Genomic DNA, 20,481 nt, shown 5'->3' with positions numbered 1-20,481 from the left:
GTATGATAGGTGCTGTGGTTGTAATCGTCGCGATATCAGTAGTTTTTGGTTCGTTCGCTAAAGTCGATTACGGCCATGTGGGACTACGAAAAACATTTGGTAAATTGGGGGAGGACATTCTTCAACCCGGCATACATCTTAAATGGCCGTTTATTCAGGACATCATTCAGGTCAATGTGCAAGTGGCAAAAGCGGAGGCGGATGCAAGTGCATCGTCAAGAGACTTGCAACCTGTACGAACTCATATCGCAGTGAACTATCGAGTGGACGAGACATCTGCGTATAAGTTACTGATGAATGTTGGTGAAGGATATGAAACGAAGATTATAGCACCAGCCATTCAGGAAGTGCTTAAAGAGGTGACAGCACGTTATCCTGCGGAAGAATTGATTTCCAAGCGTGATGTGGTCGCTTCCCAGGTGCAAGAGGGCCTGACGAAGCGCTTATCTCGTTATGATTTGCAAGTGGCCGATATATCGATCGTAAACTTTACTTTCTCCGATGCGTTCAATCAATCGATCGAAGCGAAACAGGTAGCCGCTCAACAAGCGATGAAAGCAGAGAACGACCTGAAAAGAATCCAGATTGAAGCGCAACAAAGAGTCGAGCAGGCAAAAGCAGAAGCTGAAGCGTTGCGCTTGAAAAAGCAAGAGGTGACACCCGAACTTGTACGTCTCAAAGAAATTGAAGTTCAAGAAAAAGCGCTCGAGAAATGGGATGGAAAACTTCCACAAGTGACGGGTGGTGCAACTCCGTTTATCGATGTAACGAAAAGCGACAAATAGCATAGAGAGCGACGGTAGACAGAAGCGCCCTGCTGCTTGAATCAGCAGGGCACCCATTCCGTCGATTTCAAAATAGTCTCCCATGCCGCAATCAGCGAAATCAGAGGATGAAAAGTTTCTTGTACGGGAAGAGAGAATTAAGCTGCCTAATGCAACCGAGTGTCTTTTGGGTGGGTTGTATCGCTTTGCAGCGCAGAGGTGAGTTGAAGGTCGTTCCGCAACCACTGTTAAGAATCCAGGCGGGACGACCTTCATCGAACCCAAGCGCAAAGCGATACACCCACCCAAGCACTAGTTTGTCATTTGGTCAGGTTATTTCTCGTTTCTATACCTGTTTCTCGGTTTTCTTCCATTTTGGCAAAAAACGTTGCGAGAATCGATCCCGATAGATTGTGCCAAACGCTAAAGATAGCGCTTGGAACGGCTGTTAAAGGATGAAAGTGGGCGGTTGCGAGTGCGACCCCAAGCCCGGAATTTTGCATGCCGACTTCAAATGCGACCGCTTTTCTTTTGGGTAGCTCCATACCAAACAGTTTCGTGAAGAAATAGCCTAACAAAAAGCCTAAAACGTTATGTAGTATGACAACGGCAAAAATTTAAAAAACCTGTTTTCAAGATTCGGTCGTGACTTCCGGCTACAACCGCAGAAATGATCAAAACAATGGCCAAGGTAGAGACAAGCGGAAGCATTTTGACACTCGCCTGGGCTTGCTTTTTAAAGAACGCTTTGACAATGATCCCCAACGCGATCGGTAAAATGACGATTTCAATGATGTCTTTAAATAAAGCCAGTGGATCGACAGGTGTCCATTTACCTGCCAAAACGGAGATTAAAAACGGCGTTACAAAAGGTGCGAGCAGAGTGGAAACGGTCGCGATTGAGACGGCAAGCGCCACATCCCCCTTGGCGAGAAAGGTCATAACATTGGATGCCGTACCACTCGGGCAACTTCCAACCAGAATCACGCCGATGGCGATTTCAGGCGGAAGATGAAGCCCAATGGCAAGGAGATAAGCCACAAGCGGCATAATAATATAATGACCGATAACGCCAATAGCCACGTCTTTGGGCCGCTTAAATACCTCTTTAAAGTCACTACCGGATAAAGTAAGACCCATTCCAAACATTACAATTCCTAAGAGCGGGGAGATGTAGGATTTAAATGTTATAAATGTGTTCGGTAAGAAAAAACCAAGAGTTGCAAAAAGCAGTACCCAAACTGCAAAGGTTCCACCGACAAATTGACTGATTCGTTCGAGTGTTTTCATACATATCCACCTCCGTTTGCTTTAGGTATTATCTTAAAATTTCACCATCTTTATTTCAAGAGTAATTTGTTAATAATAAAAGATCTAAAAAATCATTCGATGACAATGATTTGTTTGTTTATTCGAGAATGAACCATTCGTTTATTAAGACCGGGATCAACTGAATCATTCACTTTTTGCTTACGATATCTAGAATTTAACTAATATCTTTAAGATGTTATTTAAGGTTAGCAAAATGAATCCAAGCATGATAAAAGTTACTATTTCACGAGTGTATATGGAGATTGCTGCCAAAACGATAGCATATATAACGTATAGGCTATTTTTCATTTAACTATTCTACCTCCCTTCCATTTTTTAATCTCCATGTATTCCACCAAAAACTTCCTGTCTAATAGAATACCATCATATACCAATGAAATAAAGACGTTTGACATGATACAAATACGCGACATGACAATTCCTCAATTATTTTTAAAATTACTATATTTCTTGTATAGTATCTTTTCTGTTTTGGTATATGATGGTACAATAAGAGTTAGGAATTTTCTGGTTAATCGTTTTCTCAGGTTCCCAAACACTCGTTAAGAAATCTTTCATGATTAGTAACCAATCTAAAATTATCTACCCATGGACTGGAATGCGATTTTGGATACAAAGAACCCGCGATCAATCCATACCAAAGGAGTGGATCCATATGAATCTATACATCATTGATGCTTTCACGAATGAACCGTTTAAAGGAAATCCGGCTGCCGTGTGTCTGTTGGAGGAACGAAAAGGTGATCAATGGATGCAGAACGTCGCCATGGAGATGAACTTGTCGGAGACCGCTTTTCTGTATCCGTTAAAAGATGGGTATGAATTGAGGTGGTTCACGCCGGTGAAAGAGGTGGATCTGTGTGGACATGCAACCCTTGCGAGTGCCCATTATCTGTGGGAGACAGGGATCGAGCCGAAAGGAAAAGAACTCCGGTTTTTGACGAAAAGCGGGTGGTTATCCGCGAAGATGGATGAGGACTGGATTGAATTAAATTTTCCGCTTGAAAAAGTGGAGCCTTGTAAAGTGCCTGAGCCGTTAGAAGATGCCCTTGGTGTGGAACTCCTGTTTGTCGGATCGAATCGCATGGATGTACTGGTAGAAGTGGAATCAGAGCGTCAAATTCGAGAACTTCAGCCGAATTTTACGAAGCTAGCTACCATAAAAGCAAGGGGAATTTTGGTTACCAGTCGGGCGGAGGAAGAGCCGTTTGATTTTGTGTCGCGCTGCTTTTTTCCGGCTGTTGGGGTGAATGAGGATCCCGTTACGGGATCGGCCCATTGCGCGTTAGCACCTTACTGGCAGTCAAAGTTAGGAAAAAACCATTTCCTGGCCAAACAATTGTCGGTGCGAGAGGGTATTTTGAAAGTACAGATTCAAGAAGGGCGTGTATTATTGGCTGGGCAAGCGGTGACAGTTGTCAAAGGCGAGCTACGGTAAAAGATAGAAGGAGATAGTCATATGTCGTTCACCATCCGTACCGTTAAAAAAGATGATATTCCATCGTTATGTCATTTAATGTATGAATTAACGGGACATGAGATATCCTTTGAGGACATGGAGAATCGCTTACAGTTCATTGATGATAGCCCATTCGATTTTCTATATGTTTGTGAAGATCATGATACGATTTTGGGACTATTGGGATTAGTGTCCGTGAGAATTTAGAAGAAGTGAGTAAATATGGAGAAATATCAGTGATTGTCGTTGATTCAGCAGCCCGTCGTCAAGGTGTAGGTCGCTTTCTCATGGAGTTCGCAGAGAATTTAGCAGCTGAGCAGGGATGTATCGTAACTTGGCTTGTGAGTGGATTTGGACGAGAAGAACAGGCTCCTACATTTTATAAAGAATTAGGGTATGAAATTACTGGATATCGATTTGTGAAGAGATTTAAATAACATTATGAGGCTCACCCTATACAATTCGAAATCAAAAGATTCGCCGATCCTGGTTGAATGGCCAAGAGGATCGGCGTTTAGGTTTAGTTATATAAAAGACATGTAAAAAGTGACGCTGGCACACTTGTGCAGACTTAGGAGTTTTTCATAAAGATGAATATCATCAATGTTGATTACCGTTGACTATACGGATGCATTCCCGGATGAGTTGGCCAATAGTGAGGATAATAACCATGATGAGGGAACGGGTAAGGAAAGTGATGGAAGTAGGGATGCGGGAATGGGTGCGGATAGTGGAACCATGGGTAATGATGACCAGGGTATGGCAATGGGTGGGGATAAGGGTGATATTGACCATACTGGCGATCTGAATCAAGTTTACTCATGAGAGATCCTCCCTTTTGTAATTTCGATCACGATTCAGACTATGCTCGTATCCCCTAAAAGGGCGCTTATCCCTAATAAAGTTGGGCTTTTGTTCTGAACTTCAACCTCTCTCCAGATTGGACTACTCATGTGACTACTCTTCGTACAATGACAAATTTTGATACCCCATCAATCTCAAGTATAATAGAAAAAGAGTCGAAAAAATCGAAAAAGGGGGAGATCGCGTGGTACTCACGAAAGATAACACGATCATCGGGTTTATCGGAACGGGTGTCATGGGAAAAAGTATGGTTGGTCATCTGTTGAAAGCGGGTTACCCGGTTCTCGTTTACAATCGGACGAAATCAAAGGCAGACGAACTGATTCGGCAAGGGGCCGTTTGGAAAGAAAGTGTCGCCGAACTGGCTTCTCAAGCGAATGTGATCGTTACAATGGTCGGTTTTCCGCGAGATGTTGAAGAAGTGTATCTTGGCCCCAATGGGATTGTTCCCCATGCTCAGCCTGGTACATACGTGATTGATATGACGACATCGAGCCCCTTGTTGGCACGAAGAATCTACAACGAGGCGCGAACGAAGGGGATCTATGCGTTGGATGCGCCGGTTTCAGGAGGCGATGTAGGGGCACGGGAAGCGAGACTCGCGATTATGGTTGGCGGAGACCCGGAAGTGTTCGAAGCTGTCAAACCTATTTTTGAGATTCTGGGCAACAATATCGTGCTTCAAGGAGGGCCCGGTGCGGGGCAACATACCAAGATGTGCAATCAGATCGCGATCGCTTCCAACATGATTGGTGTTTGCGAAGCGATTGCGTACGCCAAAAAAGCGGGCTTAGATCCGGAAAAGGTACTGCAAAGCATACAGACGGGCGCTGCAGGGAGCTGGTCTCTCAGCAATCTTGCTCCGAGGATGCTTCGCGGAGACTTTTCCCCGGGGTTCTATGTTAAACATTTCATTAAAGATATGAAGATCGCACTGGAAGCGGCAGAAGAAATGGATGTGAAGTTGCCTGGCCTTCAATTGGCGAAAGAGCTATATGAGATACTGGCCGAAAAAGGAGAGGAGAACAGCGGAACGCAAGCGTTGTTCAAGCTTTTCGACGGACAGCTCTAACAATGATTGCAAGCTCGACGTCTTTATAAAATCACTCATGTGAGTCGGATTTCGATCCGGCTCTTTTTTCATGCTTGGATCATGTCTTGTCAAAATCACCAAAAACAAAATTATTATTTTATTTCGATTATTCAACACAATTCTTCCCGCTCTCTTTCTTCCGCTATATACTTTGAATCGTAAACGCTTTCATTTCTACGAAAACGGTAAGGGGGGGATGCCCATGAGCAGCAGTCGGGAGTTTGTACGCTACGAACCGGCAAGGACGGTTCAAACACCAGTGATCGAACTGATCGGTGTCACGAAAGAGTTTGTAAAACCGACAGGCGAAATTCATACCGTACTGAGCAACATCCATCTAAAAGTGGAGAAAGGGGAGTTCGTATCGATCGTTGGACCGACCGGGTGCGGAAAATCGACGACGCTCAATTTGATCGCAGGTTTTGAACCACCATCGGAGGGGAAAGTACAGATTCACGGGGAACCCTTGCAAGGAATCAACCCCCGCGCCGCTTGTGTGTTTCAAACGGAAAATGCGTTTCCCTGGAAGACGGTGATCGATAACGTATCTTTAGGACTTCGTTTGCGTGGTGAAAACAAGGGGGATGCGTATGAAAAGGCGAGAACATGGATTCAACGAGTAGGCTTGAAAGGATTTGAGAACCATTATCCGCACCAGCTGTCGGGCGGGATGCGCAAGAGGGTGGCGCTCGCGCAATGTCTGATCGTGCAGCCGGAGATTCTTCTGATGGACGAATCGTTTTCCGCATTGGATGTGCATACGCGTGCGTTAATGGAAAATGAACTCTTGACGATCTGGGAAGAGACTTCTTCCTCTGTCGTTTTCATCACCCATGATCTGGAAGAGGCCATCGCTTTGAGTGATCGTGTGATCGTTCTGACGGCGGGCCCCGGGGCGACGATCAAAGGGGACTACCCGATTCATCTACCGCGTCCGAGAAATGTATCCGAAATCCGCTTCGACCCGGAATTTATGAAACTGCATGAACAAATCTGGAATGATTTGCGCGATGAGGTGATGATCAGTTATGCAAACGCAAACCGTACCTAGAAACATGCGTACTCAATCGCAAGCGGAGGTTGAGAATCGGAGAAAAGAGCTCAGGGCCAAAGCGTTGAAACGACGGTTGCGCAATTTGGCGTTGCAAATCTCGGTGTTCATCATTCTGGTTGGTTCATGGCAGTTTTTAGCCTCCAGGAAGATCATCGATCCATTCTTTTTCTCCAGCCCTTCGGCGATCGTGGAACACATGATCGACTGGTTTGTCAACGGTACGACCCAGGGTCCTCTCTATATCCATTTTCTCGTGACATTCGAAGAAACGATCATTTCGTTTGTTTTAGGGGTCGTGCTGGTGGTCATTACCGGGTATGCGTTAGGGATGAGTGAGATTTTATCGGTGATCTTCGGGCCTTATATTCAAATGTTCAATGCTTTGCCCCGCGTCGTACTGGCACCCATTTTTATTTTATGGCTGGGACTCGGCATGTCTTCGAAGATTGCGTTGGGAGTGACGCTCACGTTTTTTATCGTCTTTTTCAACGCTTTTCAGGGAGTGCGGGAGGTTGATCGCAATCTGGTCAATAACGCGCGGTTACTGGGAGCAAACAAACGACAATTGGCCCGGCACGTGATTCTCCCTTCTGCATTGACATGGATCCTATCCAGCCTGCACACGAGTTTCGGTTTCGCGCTTGTCGGGGCGGTCGTCGGAGAATTCATCGGTGCTACGGAGGGGCTTGGTTTTTTGATCTCACAGGCACAGGGAGCTTTTGATACGACTGGTGTTTTCGCTGGTATGGTTCTGTTGTCGATTACCGCACTGATCGCCGACAAGCTGGTGTCTAATCTGGAAAAGCGCTTTATCGCTTGGCGACACGTGCGGCAAGAATAACCATCAGGTGAAGTGTCGATAGGAACGAAATGGGAAAAGGGGGATCTGTAAATGAAAGTAGGAAGAAAGCTTGGAATTCTTGCGTCAAGTATTGCTATGGCAGGAATGCTCTTGGCAGGGTGCGGCGCCGGTTCGAAACAAACGGTGGAAGATACGTCTGCGAAAGGAGGAACCTCCGTCCCGAAAGTAAAGATCATGGTAGGGGGGCTGGAGAAAATCATCTATTTGCCGGCTATGTTGACACAAAGACTCGGATATTTTAAACAGGAAGGCATTGATGTTGAATTGATGAACGAAGCCGCCGGTCAGACGGCGGAAGAAGCATTGATCGCCGGGCAAGTGGATGGAGTCGTCGGTTTCTATGATCATACGATCGATATTCAGGCGAAAGGGAAAAAGATCGAATCGGTTGTCCAGTTTGCTTCCGTTCCCGGAGAGCAGTTGGTAGTCTCCGACAAATTGAAGGATCAGATTAAAACCGTGGCGGATCTGAAAGGGAAAAAGATCGGGGTAACCGGACTCGGTTCTTCGACGAATTTCCTCGCTAATTATTTGGTAACGAAAGGCGGCCATTCCACGAAAGAGTATACGCCCGTCGCCGTCGGAGCAGGAAAGACATTAATCGCTGCAATGGAACAGGGTCGCATTGATCTGGCCGTGACCACGGAACCGACGATTTCGCTGCTGAAGGCGAAACATTTGGCCTCCACGTTTGTCGATATGACGACGATGGAAGGGACAACACAAGCTTTGGGCGGAACCTATCCGGCATCCTCTTTATATATGAGGAATGATTTTGTGAAGGAACATCCGGAAGTCGTACAACATTTGGCGAATGCGTTTGTAAAGACCCTCCACTATATCAAGACCCATACGCCGGAAGAAATCGCGGATCAACTGCCGCATGAATACTACGCCGGAGACAAAGCGATGTATATACAAGCACTCAAAAACAGTGTAGCGATGTTCACGGCAGACGGCAAAATGCCGCAAGGGGGACCGGAAAAAGTCTTGGAGGTTCTCTCAACCTTTCACCCGGAATTGAAAAATGCGAACATCAAACTGGAAGAAACGTATACGACCGAGTTTGTCGAGAAAGCAGCGAAGAATCAATAATTTTTGCAAATATGTCGTGTTCAGCCCACAGGTTCAAGCCGTGGGCTGATTTTTTAAACGGTATAACCGTTGCGGACGGCCGACCGAGCCGTATAGGAGTTCTTCTTCCGCGATGTTTTCCTCAACGAGATAGACGAGATAGGTTCTTGCCGTCGAGCGGCTGACACCGGCCCGTTCTGCGATCGTCTGTGCACTCTGTGGACCTTCCGCTTGTTGCAGGCATTTTCTGATCCGTTCCAATGTTTTCAGATCGATTCCCGATGGCGGTAATTTGGTGGAGGTACCCTCGATGGCGCGCAGTTTTTTCAGTTCGTCGAGCGTCTCCTGATCGAGATGGCTTACGCTTGTTAAGCGCGAGCGGAATTGCGCGTATTTGTGGAGCGATTTTTTGAGCTGATCGAAATCAAAGGGTTTGATGAGATAGTCGAAGATACCTAGGCGAAACCCTTCCTCTACGATATCGTTCTCTTTTGCCGCCGTGATGAGGATCACGTCACAGGCGATTTTTTGTGTACGCAACGTATGCAATAGATCGATTCCGGAACGGTCGGGCATATACACATCGAGGATCAGCAGATCGGGTTTGGAACGGGTGATGAGCGACAATGTCTGTTCGTAGTTGTATGCGGTTCCGATCACTTCGTATCCTTTTTGTGCATGTACGAATTTGGCGTGCAGGTTAGCGATCATAAAGTCGTCATCGACTACTGCGACGCGGATTGGACGGCTGGTCAATGTGAATACCCTCCTTATTGACTTAATAATTGGTGCTATTTTGAAAACTAGTGCTTGGGTGGGTGTATCGCTTTGCGCTTGGGTTCTTTGAGGCATATTCTTTGCGCTCATGCTCCGTGAAGGCCGTCTCGCATTGAACATCAATCAAATGTAGCGAGACGACCTTCAAGGTCGCTATTACGCGCAAAGAATATGTCCTCTGAAACGGTTTAAAGGAAGCGGAACGACCTTCAACTCACCTCTGCGCCGCAAAGCGATACAACCCACCCAAAAGCCACTCCGTTTCTTGAGATAGCCTTATACTTCTTCCCGCACAAGAAGCTTTTCATCCTCTGATGGCGCCGCTGGCGGCACTACTCGTTTTCTGGTACACCAGGTAACGGCAGTCGCGCTTCCAAAGTGGCTCCTTCCGGCGAGGACAGAATCGCCAGTTTCCCTCCTACATTGGCTACCAACTTGGCTAAGAGAGACAAGCCGAAACCTCTTCCGGCTCCTTTCGTTGTGACGCCATCTTCAAAAACCTTTTCTCCAAGCGCGGGATCAATTCCGGGTCCGGAATCTTTGACGCTGATGACGAGCTGCTCATCCTGATCGTTGATGTATACGATGATGCTTTTTTCTCGGAGTTTGGTTTCACAAGTGGTCATCGCTTCCAACGCATTTTCGATCGCATTTCCCAAAATGGTGACAAGAATCTCCCGATACGGACAAGGCTCCTTCAGGTGGGAGCGGGGATCGACCGTCAGTTCGATGCCCAATTCTTTTGCACGATGCATTTTTCCGATGAGGATACCTACGACTGCCGAATCACGGATACGAGTCATAAAAAATTGCAGCAGTTGCTGTTGTTCATGATGGACTTGGGCGATCAATTCTCTAGCCATTTCGTGTTCCCCCATCTGAATGAGCCCGGAAATGGTATGAAGTTTGTTCATGAATTCATGACGTTGACTGCGCAAGGCTTCCGCGTATTTACTTACATCGGCGAGGCGCTGTTCGATTTGCTCCAATTTCATTTTGTCGCGAAACGTGGCTACCGCTCCGATTACACGATCCTTCAACATGACAGATACCCGGTTTACGATCACAAGCGAATTACCGATGATCATAGGCAGATCGAGATGATCGGGACCTTCTTTCAGGATTTGTACGAGACGATGGTGTGGAACCGTTTCATCGACAGATTTACCCAAAATATCAAAATGATCAATCTTTAACAATCGCTTGGCTTCCTGATTGCAAGCCGCAATTTTTCCGGTACTGTCCACTGCCAGAACCCCTTCACGGATCGACTCGAGGATGGCTGCTTGTTTCTGTGCCAAGAAAGCGATTTCGAAAGGTTCCAAATTCAAGATTTGGCGTTTGATATGACCGGATAACACATGTGCGCCGATGAGCCCTATCACTAAGCCGACGAATCCGACGAAGAGCATTTTTAACCATAAGGAAAACACTTTCTTCCAAATGTTATCTACCAAGAAACCGACAGAGACGATTCCGACTTGTCGGTGGTTCTCATCGAAAATTGGGGATTTGCCTCGAATGGAAAGGCCGAGGGTACCCACTGCCTCTGTAATACTCTCCTTTCCATTCAAAACGATGTCGTCATCTCCTCCTACCATGGGTTTGCCAAGGAGTGCGGGATTGGGATGACTATAGCGGATCAAACTCATATTGCCAACAACGATAAATTCTGCTCCCGCTTTCTTGCGCAGACCTTCCACCAGGGGCTGAATGATGGAAGTCGGATCTTTTTCATGAAACGCCTGTCGGATCTGTGGCATATCTGCGACGATCCTGGCAAGTGTGAGTGCGTCTTTACCCACTTCTTCAAATTGCGTATGAATCATCAAGTAAGAAACAACCGACATGACGAGAGTTAAAACCAAGACGATATTTAATAAAACGAGACCGTTGATTTTCGCTCGCAAGCTTATGTATGTGACAGGAGGAGCTGAAGTTTTCATATCGGTTCACCTCTTTGCCATTCATCCCAACGTCCGAATTGTTAGTGTTCCTTTATTTTAAGCATAACGAATCTTCTGAAGATAAACGAGGAAATTCGGTTCCTTTTTAGAAACTTCTTTCTCCCATTTTCCCAATTCTCCTGCATATCTCCTTACTTGTATCGAAGATAGCCAGTGCCACACATTCCTCTAGCGGCGGAACGACCTTCATCGAACCCAAGCGCAAAGCGATACATCCACCCAAGCACTCATTTTCAAGATCAAAAATAGACGAGTGGCCAATGATACTTATCCGTTTCGAAAGTCTTCATGTACGAATTAAATGTAATAGTTCAAAAGATGAAGGAGGAATTCATAATGGATGGGATTTTTGGTGGCTTTACTCGTTGGGCGGTAGTTTTCTTGATTATCTTTGTATTGTTCATTCTCTTAATTCCCACTTACACCACCGTTTGCAAGACCGTTCCCGTTTACTAGGAACTAAAAAGTTCTTGATAAGTATGTCGGTGGAAGGGAGGAAATTCAATGGATGGATGTTTCGGCATCTTTACTCGTTGGGCAGTGGTATTCCTGATCATCTTTGTTTTATTCTTCTTGCTCGTCCCAGGTTACAGTGGCGCGGCTCCTGCAGCGGCAGCTCCTTACTCGTATTAAACGGGCATCTTCTGCGCACTTCTCTCAATGGAGGATCGCATTACGTTTTTCCGGAACCGACTACTCTCCATATGCACGGAAATAGCCTATACTTCCTGAACGCCTCTGTAGATTCGTCTACAGGGGCTTTGTTTTTATTTTATAAAATCACCGTGATTGACGATCGTTTCCGACCCTTCTTCCAGATCGAGAAAGACGAATTCGATGCGGGATTTACTCTTGAGAACGCGGCGAAGTCGGTTTTGACGAGGCTCGAACGCGTTCCTCGAACGTATACCGTTCCTGATGAAACGAATCTGTACCGTCCGTCATGCGTTCTTCGCCGATACCCGCAACGATTGGATCCGATCACGGGAGTGATCGTCGATACTGCGGAAAGATCGCCCTTTTGCCTTGGACGTGAACAAGAGTACATTTTTTCATCGTATTTTCATCATTCCCTTCTAGACTCTAGTTTGTAAGGAGAAACCGGAAGGGAGGCAGATAAAAGGATATGTCAAAAATCTTCACTTGGTTCAAATGGTGCGTATGCTTGTTGATCCTTGGCGGTCTTCTCTTCGGTGGCTTGAAATATATGAGTCATGATTGGCGATTGGGCCACTCCAATGACCGTGCCGCCTATCAAGAGTACCATTCCGGCTACCAAGGCTCATGGAATGACCGGCAGAACATGAACAATTACGATGACAGACGGGCGAATCATGGTGAATTTACACATATTCAGAGTGGACATGCCTATCATAAGCATGGAAAACAGTGGGTTCCTTGGTTGTTACCTTTCATTCTAGCTTGTGGCTTGGCGATTGCCGGATGGAGATGGGTAAAACGTTCAGAAGGAAATCTACTTAAAAAATGGTTGGGCATAACGCTGATCCTGCTAGCGTTACTTCCTTTGATCGGACCGATCATCGGAATCGCGTTAATTGCCCTCTTTATTTTCCTGATTACAAGAAATATAAAAGATGTTTATTCCCACATGAATCTAGAAACTCCAGCATCATTCTATAACAGTGAAACGGATTCTCCTTACAAGCATGAGTGGTACACGGATTTTCTGGATGAATGGGAACAAGAAACCATGAAGAAGAAAAATAAGAAGGAGGATGTACAATGAGTATTTTGAAACGGATTCAGGACATTGTTCTTGCCAATGTGAATGAAGTATTAGACAAAATAGAAAACCCGGTATGTATGGTCAAACATTATATCAGGGAAATGGAGAATGAAATTTTACAAGCGGAAAAAGCTCTCTCTCGTCAAATGGTCATCAAGAAAAAACACGAGATGTTGATAGAAGAAACGGAAGCAGCCATTGCGAAACGAGATCGACAAGCGAAACTCGCAGTGGAAACCGGTGAAGATCATATTGCTAAACTCGCTTTGCAAGACAAGCTTCTCCTTGAGAAAAAGTTGGAAGAGTATCGAAAACAGCATGAAACCATCAAACAACAGACCGTGTCACTCGGTGACCAAGTGAAAAAAATGAAGGAGAAACATCGCGAATTAAAAAATAGGCAGTTAGTCTTACTTTCTCGTGCGAATGCCGCTCAGTCCATGAAGAAATTACAATCATTTCTTTCTACAGTCGATGCAGAAAGTGTAACAAAAGAATTCGCTCGACTCGAAGAACGTGTATTGATGATGGAGATCGAGGCAAATGCAAGACGAGGAACCCAGGGAATTGACCTAGGGATTGAATCGCGCTTTGCCGAACAAGCCATTCAAGATGAAGTTGAAAAAGAATTGGAAAAATTGAAAGCGAAGCAAGCTGTGTCTGAGAATAAACAGTGATGGTTCGAAAAAATGAAAAACGGGAAGATTTTTAAATTCAAATGTTAACAATCCCATATATAAAAGGATGCCTCTCTATAGCATCCTTTTATATATGGATTTCTATACAAAAACAATGATAATTCGTATTCCTAAAAAGTTATAATATATTCGATTGGCCGCATAAAAATCCCATCATAAGAAGGGGTGAAATGTGTATGAGGCATCTACCGCTTTATTCTGCAATTATAGCTATGATTTTCGCGCAGATTCTGAAAGTGTTTATACAACGAGGGCGGGTTAAATATTGGGATTGGAATCTTCTTTTCCAGACAGGCGGTATGCCGAGTTCTCATTCGGCGATGGTCAGTGCACTGGCAGTGAAAATGTTATTACTCTATGGATGGGGTTCACCATGGTTCGCTGTTTCTTTTATTTTTGCGATAATTGTCATGTATGATGCGATTGGTGTGCGTCGTCAAGCGGGAGAAATGGCAGTCATTTTAGAAGAATGTATATATGGAGCAGCAACAGATGCACTGATCAAGAATACAGCCGCCACTGGTTTACGCCACTGGCGACGAAAAGGCCACACCCCTTTGGAAGTGGTTGGTGGAGCGATCCTAGGTACAGGAATCGCATTATTGATGTAAATGATTTTGTTGAACGACATCATATCGTGCATACCATTTTAATGGTATTCGTTCACGGGACGTAGGTAATCAATTTTGCAGTATCCATATTGAGGGGGAATGTTCATGCACAAACTCCGCAAAGTACTGATACTCTCAGCCAGTTATGGGGAAGGTCATCAACAGGCGGCACGTGCAATTCAAGAAGCGCTATTGTCTCAAAATCATTGTTTAGATGTACGCGTCATCGATTATTTGCAAATGGTTCATCCACGATTGAATTCCATTACGCGTTATTGCTACATTCAAAGCGTTAAATTTGTTCCCTCTTTATATGGGATCCTTTATCACGGTTCTAGAAACATGAAGCCGTCATCCAAACTGAGTAAACGGCTCAATCAGCTGGGCAGTGATGAGTTGGAGAAGTATTTAAACCAATATGAACCCGATATCGTCATTTCGACATTTCCTACACCCGCTGGCGTGATGTCGGCACTAAAAGAGCGCGGTGTTACAAATGTTCCTGCAGCAACCGTAATCACCGATCACGCCATTCACAATCAATGGATTCACCCATACACGGACATGTATTTTGTCGGTTCCCATCATGTACGGAAGGAACTCATTAATCGTGGTGTCCCGGAAAGCAAACTCTCTGTTACCGGTATCCCCATTCGTGGCATATTCAATCAACCTGTGGATCGCGAAGCATTGCAGAGCAAGTACCAAATAAAGCCGGAGTTACCGACTGTCTTGGTCATGGGTGGGGCGTACGGTGTGCTCCATGATATTCCAAACATCTGTGAGGATTTATTTACATTCCCAAGACGAGTGCAAGTATTGGTCGTATGCGGGCACAACGAAAAACTCTATATGCAAATCAAAGAAATTTCCAAAAAGGCAACAAACCCGGTTCAAGTATTTGGTTATGTCCAAGACATTCACGAGTTGATGGCTATATCCGATCTTGTGATTACGAAAGCAGGCGGGTTGACGATTTCTGAGTCACTGGCTATGGAACTGCCCATGCTATTGTATCGACCCATACCCGGACAGGAACAACAAAATGCCAAGTTTTTGGTGAAATCAAGAGTAGCTGTACTCGCAGAAACACGAAAATCTGTTTCTAAATATTTAAAGATGCTGCTTATCGAAAGACCGGAGATCTTACTGAACATGAGAAAAAATAGCCAAAAAATCAAAAAGCCCAATGCAGCTGAAGAAATCGCTCAGATCACGCAATTGATCGCAACCAATCATACGGCTCGTGCATATCAGCATCGTCAGATGAGGTACATGGAAACCGTGACCAAATAAAACGGGACATTATGTTCAAAAAATGATGACTCCATTTGTCAACATAGCCTAAGGTTTTCTCTCGACCGTCTCGAGTCCATGGAATGGGAATGGAAACTTTTAATAAACTAAGTGTGAAGACGGAGGAACCGGGTATGTGGATGGCGATATTGGCAGTCGGGTTGATCATGATTTACGCGGCCTACACCGTAGTGGCCGATCTCCTCTTTCATTATTTGCATCTGGGTGTCATTTGGCGCGGGTCAAGGTTCCGGCGCGAAGTGGCGTTGACCTTTGATGACGGACCGGATCCCCGCTATACAGAACCATTACTGGAATTGCTCCAACAATATGGAGCACGGGCCACTTTTTTCCTGGTCGGTGAACGCGCACTCCAGTATCCTGAACTCGTTCGTAAAATCGTTGCAGCCGGCCATGAGATTGGCGTTCATGGCATGCATCACGATCACGCCTGGCTGCTTACCCCGCGGCAGTCATGGGTGGAAGCAGAGCAGGCAACTACAGTTCTGGAGCAAATCATCGGCAGAAAACTGAATCTGTTTCGACCGCCATGGGGAACTTTCAACTGGTCGACGTATATCAGCGGTCGGCGTCTTGGTCTGAAACCCGTTCTATGGGATGTGACGGCGCGTGACTGGGTTCCCAATCAACATCCGGATACAATCAAAGAGCGACTGCTTAAGGATGTTCGTAATGGGTCGATTGTACTTTGTCACGATGCTGGAGGTGCCCCCGATGCTCCACGAAACACGTTGGCAGCACTTCGAGAAGTGTTGCCCATTTGGGAAAAACTAGGATTTAAGCTTATACCTGTCAGCGAGTTAATAGGGAATCAAGAGAGGAATCTTGATCAGACGACCGAAACCGTACAAACCCCGACTAAAATTCGTTGGTCAATCCGAATATGGAGAGTGTGGGAGTTCTTTTTTGATCTGTTGTTTCGAGTACGCATCATTAATGATACCTTTCGTGTCAGTAGGGTCACTTGGCATGGAAAAGCGCTTTGCTGGAACGGTATGACCATCGCTCAGAAAGGTACACAAGCGATGGAACTCCATTTTCAAAACCTGTCTTTACATCGCATCGCACAGAATGAAAATCTTGCGGCCGTCGCCACAAAAAGCATCAAGCAGGTACGCAGTGGCCTTCCAGATATTGCACGTCTATTACAATTCGATCCGTGCTATCGCGACGTACAAGTGGTGTTCGGAATAACTATACTTTACCGCGGTGCAGAATTATTAGGTTTTCACGTAGAGGATCTACCGCCAGGATTCAAGAGAGCCGTACTTGGTTGGTACATGCGGTTGATGCTGATGATTTATCACCCACTGGGTTTACGACGGTTACGTCATGACCAACGCCTAAAGCCCAAGCTTGTTTGGGCGTCACGTGAAGATATAATCGCCCGTTACTTAACCGAATAGTTAATGACTCATTTGTTTAAGGTAATACCTCTATCCTCAAACAGAAGGGAACAAAAAGAGTTGTCCATCAAGAATGTTAAAACCATAGTCGGCACGACTCTGGCCGGTGTGTTGGTCGTGATATATATTTACTACCTGCGTACGGGACAGATCCAGCTATTGCTGGAAACGATACGCCATTTTGGCTTTTGGGGCGTGCTTCTTGGAATTTTCGTTCAGACCGTAGTCAATATCTTACCTGTGCCGGGGGAATTTATAACCATTTTTCTTATGGAGATTTATGGAGTTTGGTGGGGAACCTTTTATTCCTGGATTGCTGGGATTGTCGGTGCCATAGCGGCGCTTTATATCACGCGTTGGATGGCTCGGCCAATTGTCGAACGAATAGCTAGTTCCTATATACAAAAGGTCAACACGTGGATACAAGATCGAGAAACGTTTGGATTACTCTCGTTACGATTTATTCCACTGGTTCCTTACCACTTGCTCAATTACGCAGCTGGTGTATTGCGTGTGCGATTGTGGCCGTTCTTATGGACGACAGCGCTTGGAATTTTGCCGTTTCATTTAGCGGTGGGTGGTATGTATGCCGGTTTTCGCTACGGTACGCTCGTTTGGGGAATCATCGGAGGACTGCTGTTCATTCTACTCATTTTGTTTGGGTATTTTATTCGAGCAAAAGAAACGAAAAAATAAACGGAAATTCCCTCTTGGAAAGTAATACCTTATAAAAGGTTTCTAACCATATATGGATGTTCAACCATTAGAAGAAAGGATACATGCTATGTTCTCTCAAATGGATTACGGTTTATTCGTGGATATCAACAACTTGGCCGTCACGCATGCATTTTTCAACCCCGTGATGGTCTTTCTATCCCAATATGGTGAATATCTTTTTTATTTGGGGATTGTTCTCTATTGGTTCAGTCGAAGTTCTAAAAATAGACGAATGGTAACGGAAGCGTTACTCTCTGCAACCATCGCATTAGGAATCAATGCTTTAATAGGAATATTCCTATATCGCGACAGGCCTTTTGTTCATCATCATGTGATCCAACTCATTCAACACGCTGCAAATGCATCATTTCCAAGTGATCATGCTACGGGTGCCTTCGTGATCGCCACAGCCATTTGGATGTTTCGTAAACGTGACGGATGGCTTTGGTTATTGCTTGCTTCAGGAATCTCTTTTTCTCGAATTTGGACGGGGGTTCATTATCCGTCGGATGTGATTGCAGGGATGATCATCGGTATAAGTATCGCAACGATCATTCATGGATTACTTATACTTTGGAAAGGCATTGATCAATTCGTAAATAAGTGTATCGGTTTTTATGAAGATATAGAAAAACGAATATGGAAAGAAAATAAAAAGCATCACCCGATCCATTAAAATGTTTTCTCAAATACGCGAGATTGACTGAAATAAAAAAGACATGATCGTAGAAGATGGGATACGATCATGTCTTTTTTCTCCACATGATTACTTCGCTTTTTGTTCCAGTTCATTTAATACTTGAATCAACTGTTCATCCAAATTCGCAAGTGTCTTTTTATCAATTGGGTTTGCTTTAGAGCCAGCAACGGTTGGGTCCAGATATTTTTCCACGTTTTCATAGAGATCTGGGTACTTCGGTTTCACGCTATCCTCAAAGGTATGCCAAGTGTCCTCCAATTGAGGGCCAGTGACTTTGATCTTAGCCTCATCACCGGCATCAATTTGTTTCTTGAGATCTGTTGCGATTGAGAGCATCTTTGTAACACCTGCTTTGATGTCGGTTGAAGAGGTTTCCTTGTTGGCAGTTGATTGTGTTGTTTTTTCTGCTTGACTCCCTTGGTTTGAATTGGTTGCAGAACTATTGGTGGTGGAGCCGCAACCCACTAAAGATAAAGTGCCTGCCAGGGTTAAAGCGATGAGTGAATGAATAGGTTTCATGAATAATTCCTCCTTAGATTTACGGATGTATCTATTTTTAATGGTTTGGAGTTACTTTCTGTTGCAGATTCTTTTTGACGGCATACTTCTTCCAGATGACAACGAGTACTGCGAACAAAACGAGAAGGATTTGCGGAATCGCACTTTGCCAAGAGGGGTAAAGCGCTATCCAATCGATACTAGGCAGCGGAGCCGTTGTGGAAGGCAACGTACCTGCCAGTTGCAAGCTGTGAATTCCCATACCCGTGAATTTCACACAGAGATAAAAGACGATGAGACTTGATACCATAAAGAACGGCCGTAAAGGCAATTTCACTCCAACAACCAGCATGAGATAAGCGATGATCGCCAAAATTCCAAGTCCAATCAAAAGACCGATAATCAGATTGTGCAAACTGATCTGGTTCACCATTCCGATCAGAAAGAGAACAGTTTCCGTACCTTCACGGAAAACGGCCAAAAATGACAGGATTCCCAAAGAAACAAGACGCCCTGTGTCCAACGCCGATTGGCTTTGCGTACGAATGTAACTCTGCCAATCGGAAATGTTGGATTGACTATGCAGCCAGTAACTCATGTACAACAACATGACTGCTGCTATAACACCTGTCCATCCGGATATCAGGGAGTTATTATTGCCGAATGCCCCCGATGAGAATATGAATTTCACGATCACAGCTAAAAGGATGCTGAGTAACAGGCCACTTGAAACGCCGAGCCAAATCCATCCCTTTCCCTTTCCTTCACGACTCTTCTTTACAAAAGCAAGTAGAGCAGCGACGACCAACAGCGCTTCCAAACCTTCACGAATAGGAATCATGGCTGCATCCCAGAGTGTATATCCTGATTTCGTTGCAAGCGGGGTTAAATACTGAATCATTCGGTCAAGTACTTGTGTGGCCCCTTGATAATCACCGGCCGCGATCATCGCGTTGATCGTAACCATGTCCCTCTCCGAGTCGTTATATACGGTCGCCGACTGGGCAACGACAACACCTTCTACACTCAACCATGACTGTCTCGCTTTTGCGATCCCTGTCAGTGCTGCCTGTTGATCATGGTTTTGTACCTTTCCCTTCGTGTCTTTTAACATGTCGATAAAATCGGAAAGAGTGATGTTTTCTTTCTTAAACTGCTCACTTGTTGCATATTGGCCATGAATAAACTTTTCATTTACATCTCTCAGACCTTGAAGAGCTTGGACGATACTTGCTTGTTTATTCTGCATAAAAGCATAATCCACTTGGCCCATATTCGACTCAATATCGCTGTATGCCTGTCCGGATTCCGCTTTTATGGAGTCTTCAATTTGTAACCACGTATCATGGAACTTTTTGTAGATTTCTTGTGCTTTTGATAGCTGGCCATGTTGTGCCTCAGATAATGCTTGATCGACATAAGGTTCCGCCTTTAACAATGAATCCACTCCTGGACTAGAAGCCATAGCTGTCGGGGATCCAACTATTAGAAAAAGCGCGAGTAGAACAGCGCTTATTTGTTTAAACACCGGCCCTCCTCCT

General features: G+C 45.1%; 20 protein-coding genes and 2 pseudogenes. 17 read left to right on the top strand and 5 right to left on the bottom strand.

What is annotated here, in order from left to right:
* Positions 1-2: 2 nt before the first annotated feature.
* Positions 3-785, top strand: a complete 783-nt coding sequence (locus DNHGIG_RS04445) for a prohibitin family protein (protein ID WP_282201352.1) — start codon at positions 3-5, stop codon at positions 783-785.
* A gap of 299 nt (positions 786-1,084) precedes the next feature.
* Here DNHGIG_RS04445 and DNHGIG_RS04440 read toward each other — a convergent pair.
* Positions 1,085-2,054, bottom strand: a pseudogene (locus DNHGIG_RS04440) (bile acid:sodium symporter family protein).
* Between the two features lie 697 nt (positions 2,055-2,751).
* On the opposite strand from DNHGIG_RS04440, the gene DNHGIG_RS04435 reads away from it, so the two are divergent.
* From DNHGIG_RS04435 to DNHGIG_RS04405, 7 genes and pseudogenes are all read left to right on the top strand, one after another.
* The gene (locus DNHGIG_RS04435) at positions 2,752-3,534 is read left to right on the top strand and encodes a PhzF family phenazine biosynthesis protein (protein WP_282198529.1); all 783 of its coding nucleotides are present in this window, start codon (positions 2,752-2,754) and stop codon (positions 3,532-3,534) included.
* 21 nt (positions 3,535-3,555) lie between these two features.
* Positions 3,556-3,992, top strand: a pseudogene (locus tag DNHGIG_RS04430) (GNAT family N-acetyltransferase).
* A 166-nt stretch (positions 3,993-4,158) separates the two neighbouring features.
* Positions 4,159-4,380 (top strand): hypothetical protein, encoded by a 222-nt coding sequence (locus DNHGIG_RS04425; protein WP_282198528.1) that lies wholly within the window; start codon positions 4,159-4,161, stop codon positions 4,378-4,380.
* A 223-nt stretch (positions 4,381-4,603) separates the two neighbouring features.
* A complete protein-coding gene (locus DNHGIG_RS04420) occupies positions 4,604-5,491 on the top strand; it encodes an NAD(P)-dependent oxidoreductase (protein WP_282198527.1) in 888 nt (295 codons plus the stop codon).
* A 223-nt stretch (positions 5,492-5,714) separates the two neighbouring features.
* Entirely contained in the window at positions 5,715-6,563 is an 849-nt protein-coding gene (locus DNHGIG_RS04415) for an ABC transporter ATP-binding protein (RefSeq protein WP_282198526.1), read from the top strand.
* Positions 6,541-7,407 (top strand): ABC transporter permease, encoded by an 867-nt coding sequence (locus tag DNHGIG_RS04410; RefSeq protein ID WP_282198525.1) that lies wholly within the window; start codon positions 6,541-6,543, stop codon positions 7,405-7,407. The genes DNHGIG_RS04415 and DNHGIG_RS04410 overlap by 23 nt, the downstream gene beginning before the upstream one ends.
* Positions 7,408-7,458: 51 nt before the next feature.
* Positions 7,459-8,523: an ABC transporter substrate-binding protein gene (locus DNHGIG_RS04405; protein WP_282198524.1), complete on the top strand. Its 1,065-nt coding sequence runs from the start codon at positions 7,459-7,461 to the stop codon at positions 8,521-8,523.
* 33 nt (positions 8,524-8,556) lie between these two features.
* On the opposite strand, the gene DNHGIG_RS04400 is transcribed toward DNHGIG_RS04405, so the two are convergent.
* Together DNHGIG_RS04400 and DNHGIG_RS04395 are read right to left on the bottom strand one after the other, a co-directional pair.
* Positions 8,557-9,258 carry a DUF7342 family protein gene (locus DNHGIG_RS04400; protein ID WP_282198523.1) on the bottom strand — a complete coding sequence of 234 codons (702 nt, stop codon included), beginning with the start codon at positions 9,256-9,258 and terminating at the stop codon, positions 8,557-8,559.
* Between the two features lie 353 nt (positions 9,259-9,611).
* Positions 9,612-11,225 carry an ATP-binding protein gene (locus tag DNHGIG_RS04395; RefSeq protein WP_282198522.1) on the bottom strand — a complete coding sequence of 538 codons (1,614 nt, stop codon included), beginning with the start codon at positions 11,223-11,225 and terminating at the stop codon, positions 9,612-9,614.
* A 525-nt stretch (positions 11,226-11,750) separates the two neighbouring features.
* Here DNHGIG_RS04395 and DNHGIG_RS04390 point away from each other — a divergent pair.
* From DNHGIG_RS04390 to DNHGIG_RS04350, 9 genes are all read left to right on the top strand, one after another.
* A complete protein-coding gene (locus DNHGIG_RS04390; RefSeq protein WP_282198521.1) occupies positions 11,751-11,879 on the top strand; it encodes a hypothetical protein in 129 nt (42 codons plus the stop codon).
* Between the two features lie 128 nt (positions 11,880-12,007).
* A complete protein-coding gene (locus DNHGIG_RS04385) occupies positions 12,008-12,340 on the top strand; it encodes a hypothetical protein (protein WP_282198520.1) in 333 nt (110 codons plus the stop codon).
* A gap of 32 nt (positions 12,341-12,372) precedes the next feature.
* The gene (locus DNHGIG_RS04380; RefSeq protein ID WP_282198519.1) at positions 12,373-12,993 is read left to right on the top strand and encodes a hypothetical protein; all 621 of its coding nucleotides are present in this window, start codon (positions 12,373-12,375) and stop codon (positions 12,991-12,993) included.
* Positions 12,990-13,670 carry a PspA/IM30 family protein gene (locus tag DNHGIG_RS04375; protein WP_282198518.1) on the top strand — a complete coding sequence of 227 codons (681 nt, stop codon included), beginning with the start codon at positions 12,990-12,992 and terminating at the stop codon, positions 13,668-13,670. The genes DNHGIG_RS04380 and DNHGIG_RS04375 overlap by 4 nt, the downstream gene beginning before the upstream one ends.
* Before the next feature lie 197 nt (positions 13,671-13,867).
* The gene (locus tag DNHGIG_RS04370) at positions 13,868-14,302 is read left to right on the top strand and encodes a divergent PAP2 family protein (RefSeq protein ID WP_282198517.1); all 435 of its coding nucleotides are present in this window, start codon (positions 13,868-13,870) and stop codon (positions 14,300-14,302) included.
* Between the two features lie 105 nt (positions 14,303-14,407).
* The gene (locus DNHGIG_RS04365; RefSeq protein ID WP_282198516.1) at positions 14,408-15,598 is read left to right on the top strand and encodes an MGDG synthase family glycosyltransferase; all 1,191 of its coding nucleotides are present in this window, start codon (positions 14,408-14,410) and stop codon (positions 15,596-15,598) included.
* Positions 15,599-15,732: 134 nt separating this feature from the next.
* Positions 15,733-17,025, top strand: coding sequence for a polysaccharide deacetylase family protein (locus DNHGIG_RS04360; RefSeq protein ID WP_282198515.1), 1,293 nt, complete (start codon positions 15,733-15,735; stop codon positions 17,023-17,025).
* 60 nt (positions 17,026-17,085) lie between these two features.
* On the top strand, positions 17,086-17,721 hold the full coding sequence (locus DNHGIG_RS04355) for a TVP38/TMEM64 family protein (RefSeq protein WP_282198514.1): 636 nt from the start codon (positions 17,086-17,088) through the stop codon (positions 17,719-17,721).
* A gap of 88 nt (positions 17,722-17,809) precedes the next feature.
* Positions 17,810-18,418 (top strand): undecaprenyl-diphosphatase, encoded by a 609-nt coding sequence (locus DNHGIG_RS04350; protein WP_282198513.1) that lies wholly within the window; start codon positions 17,810-17,812, stop codon positions 18,416-18,418.
* A 90-nt stretch (positions 18,419-18,508) separates the two neighbouring features.
* On the opposite strand, the gene DNHGIG_RS04345 is transcribed toward DNHGIG_RS04350, so the two are convergent.
* Positions 18,509-18,961 (bottom strand): hypothetical protein, encoded by a 453-nt coding sequence (locus tag DNHGIG_RS04345; RefSeq protein WP_282198512.1) that lies wholly within the window; start codon positions 18,959-18,961, stop codon positions 18,509-18,511.
* 37 nt (positions 18,962-18,998) lie between these two features.
* A complete protein-coding gene (locus tag DNHGIG_RS04340) occupies positions 18,999-20,468 on the bottom strand; it encodes an FTR1 family iron permease (RefSeq protein ID WP_282198511.1) in 1,470 nt (489 codons plus the stop codon).
* Positions 20,469-20,481: the final 13 nt, after the last annotated feature.

The sequence above is a fragment of the Collibacillus ludicampi genome, from assembly GCF_023705585.1.
Taxonomy (GTDB): Bacteria; Bacillota; Bacilli; order Tumebacillales; family BOQE01; genus Collibacillus; species Collibacillus ludicampi.
This window is presented reverse-complemented; position numbering and strand designations above follow the sequence as displayed.

Coding starts and splice junctions, on each gene's coding strand:
- DNHGIG_RS04445 (WP_282201352.1), top strand. CDS start 3: ATGATAGGTGCTGTGGTTGTAATCGTCGCGATATCAGTAGTTTTTGGT.
- DNHGIG_RS04435 (WP_282198529.1), top strand. CDS start 2,752: ATGAATCTATACATCATTGATGCTTTCACGAATGAACCGTTTAAAGGA.
- DNHGIG_RS04425 (WP_282198528.1), top strand. CDS start 4,159: ATGTTGATTACCGTTGACTATACGGATGCATTCCCGGATGAGTTGGCC.
- DNHGIG_RS04415 (WP_282198526.1), top strand. CDS start 5,715: ATGAGCAGCAGTCGGGAGTTTGTACGCTACGAACCGGCAAGGACGGTT.
- DNHGIG_RS04410 (WP_282198525.1), top strand. CDS start 6,541: ATGCAAACGCAAACCGTACCTAGAAACATGCGTACTCAATCGCAAGCG.
- DNHGIG_RS04405 (WP_282198524.1), top strand. CDS start 7,459: ATGAAAGTAGGAAGAAAGCTTGGAATTCTTGCGTCAAGTATTGCTATG.
- DNHGIG_RS04395 (WP_282198522.1), bottom strand. CDS start 11,225: ATGAAAACTTCAGCTCCTCCTGTCACATACATAAGCTTGCGAGCGAAA.
- DNHGIG_RS04390 (WP_282198521.1), top strand. CDS start 11,751: ATGGATGGATGTTTCGGCATCTTTACTCGTTGGGCAGTGGTATTCCTG.
- DNHGIG_RS04380 (WP_282198519.1), top strand. CDS start 12,373: ATGTCAAAAATCTTCACTTGGTTCAAATGGTGCGTATGCTTGTTGATC.
- DNHGIG_RS04375 (WP_282198518.1), top strand. CDS start 12,990: ATGAGTATTTTGAAACGGATTCAGGACATTGTTCTTGCCAATGTGAAT.
- DNHGIG_RS04370 (WP_282198517.1), top strand. CDS start 13,868: ATGAGGCATCTACCGCTTTATTCTGCAATTATAGCTATGATTTTCGCG.
- DNHGIG_RS04365 (WP_282198516.1), top strand. CDS start 14,408: ATGCACAAACTCCGCAAAGTACTGATACTCTCAGCCAGTTATGGGGAA.
- DNHGIG_RS04360 (WP_282198515.1), top strand. CDS start 15,733: ATGTGGATGGCGATATTGGCAGTCGGGTTGATCATGATTTACGCGGCC.
- DNHGIG_RS04350 (WP_282198513.1), top strand. CDS start 17,810: ATGTTCTCTCAAATGGATTACGGTTTATTCGTGGATATCAACAACTTG.
- DNHGIG_RS04345 (WP_282198512.1), bottom strand. CDS start 18,961: ATGAAACCTATTCATTCACTCATCGCTTTAACCCTGGCAGGCACTTTA.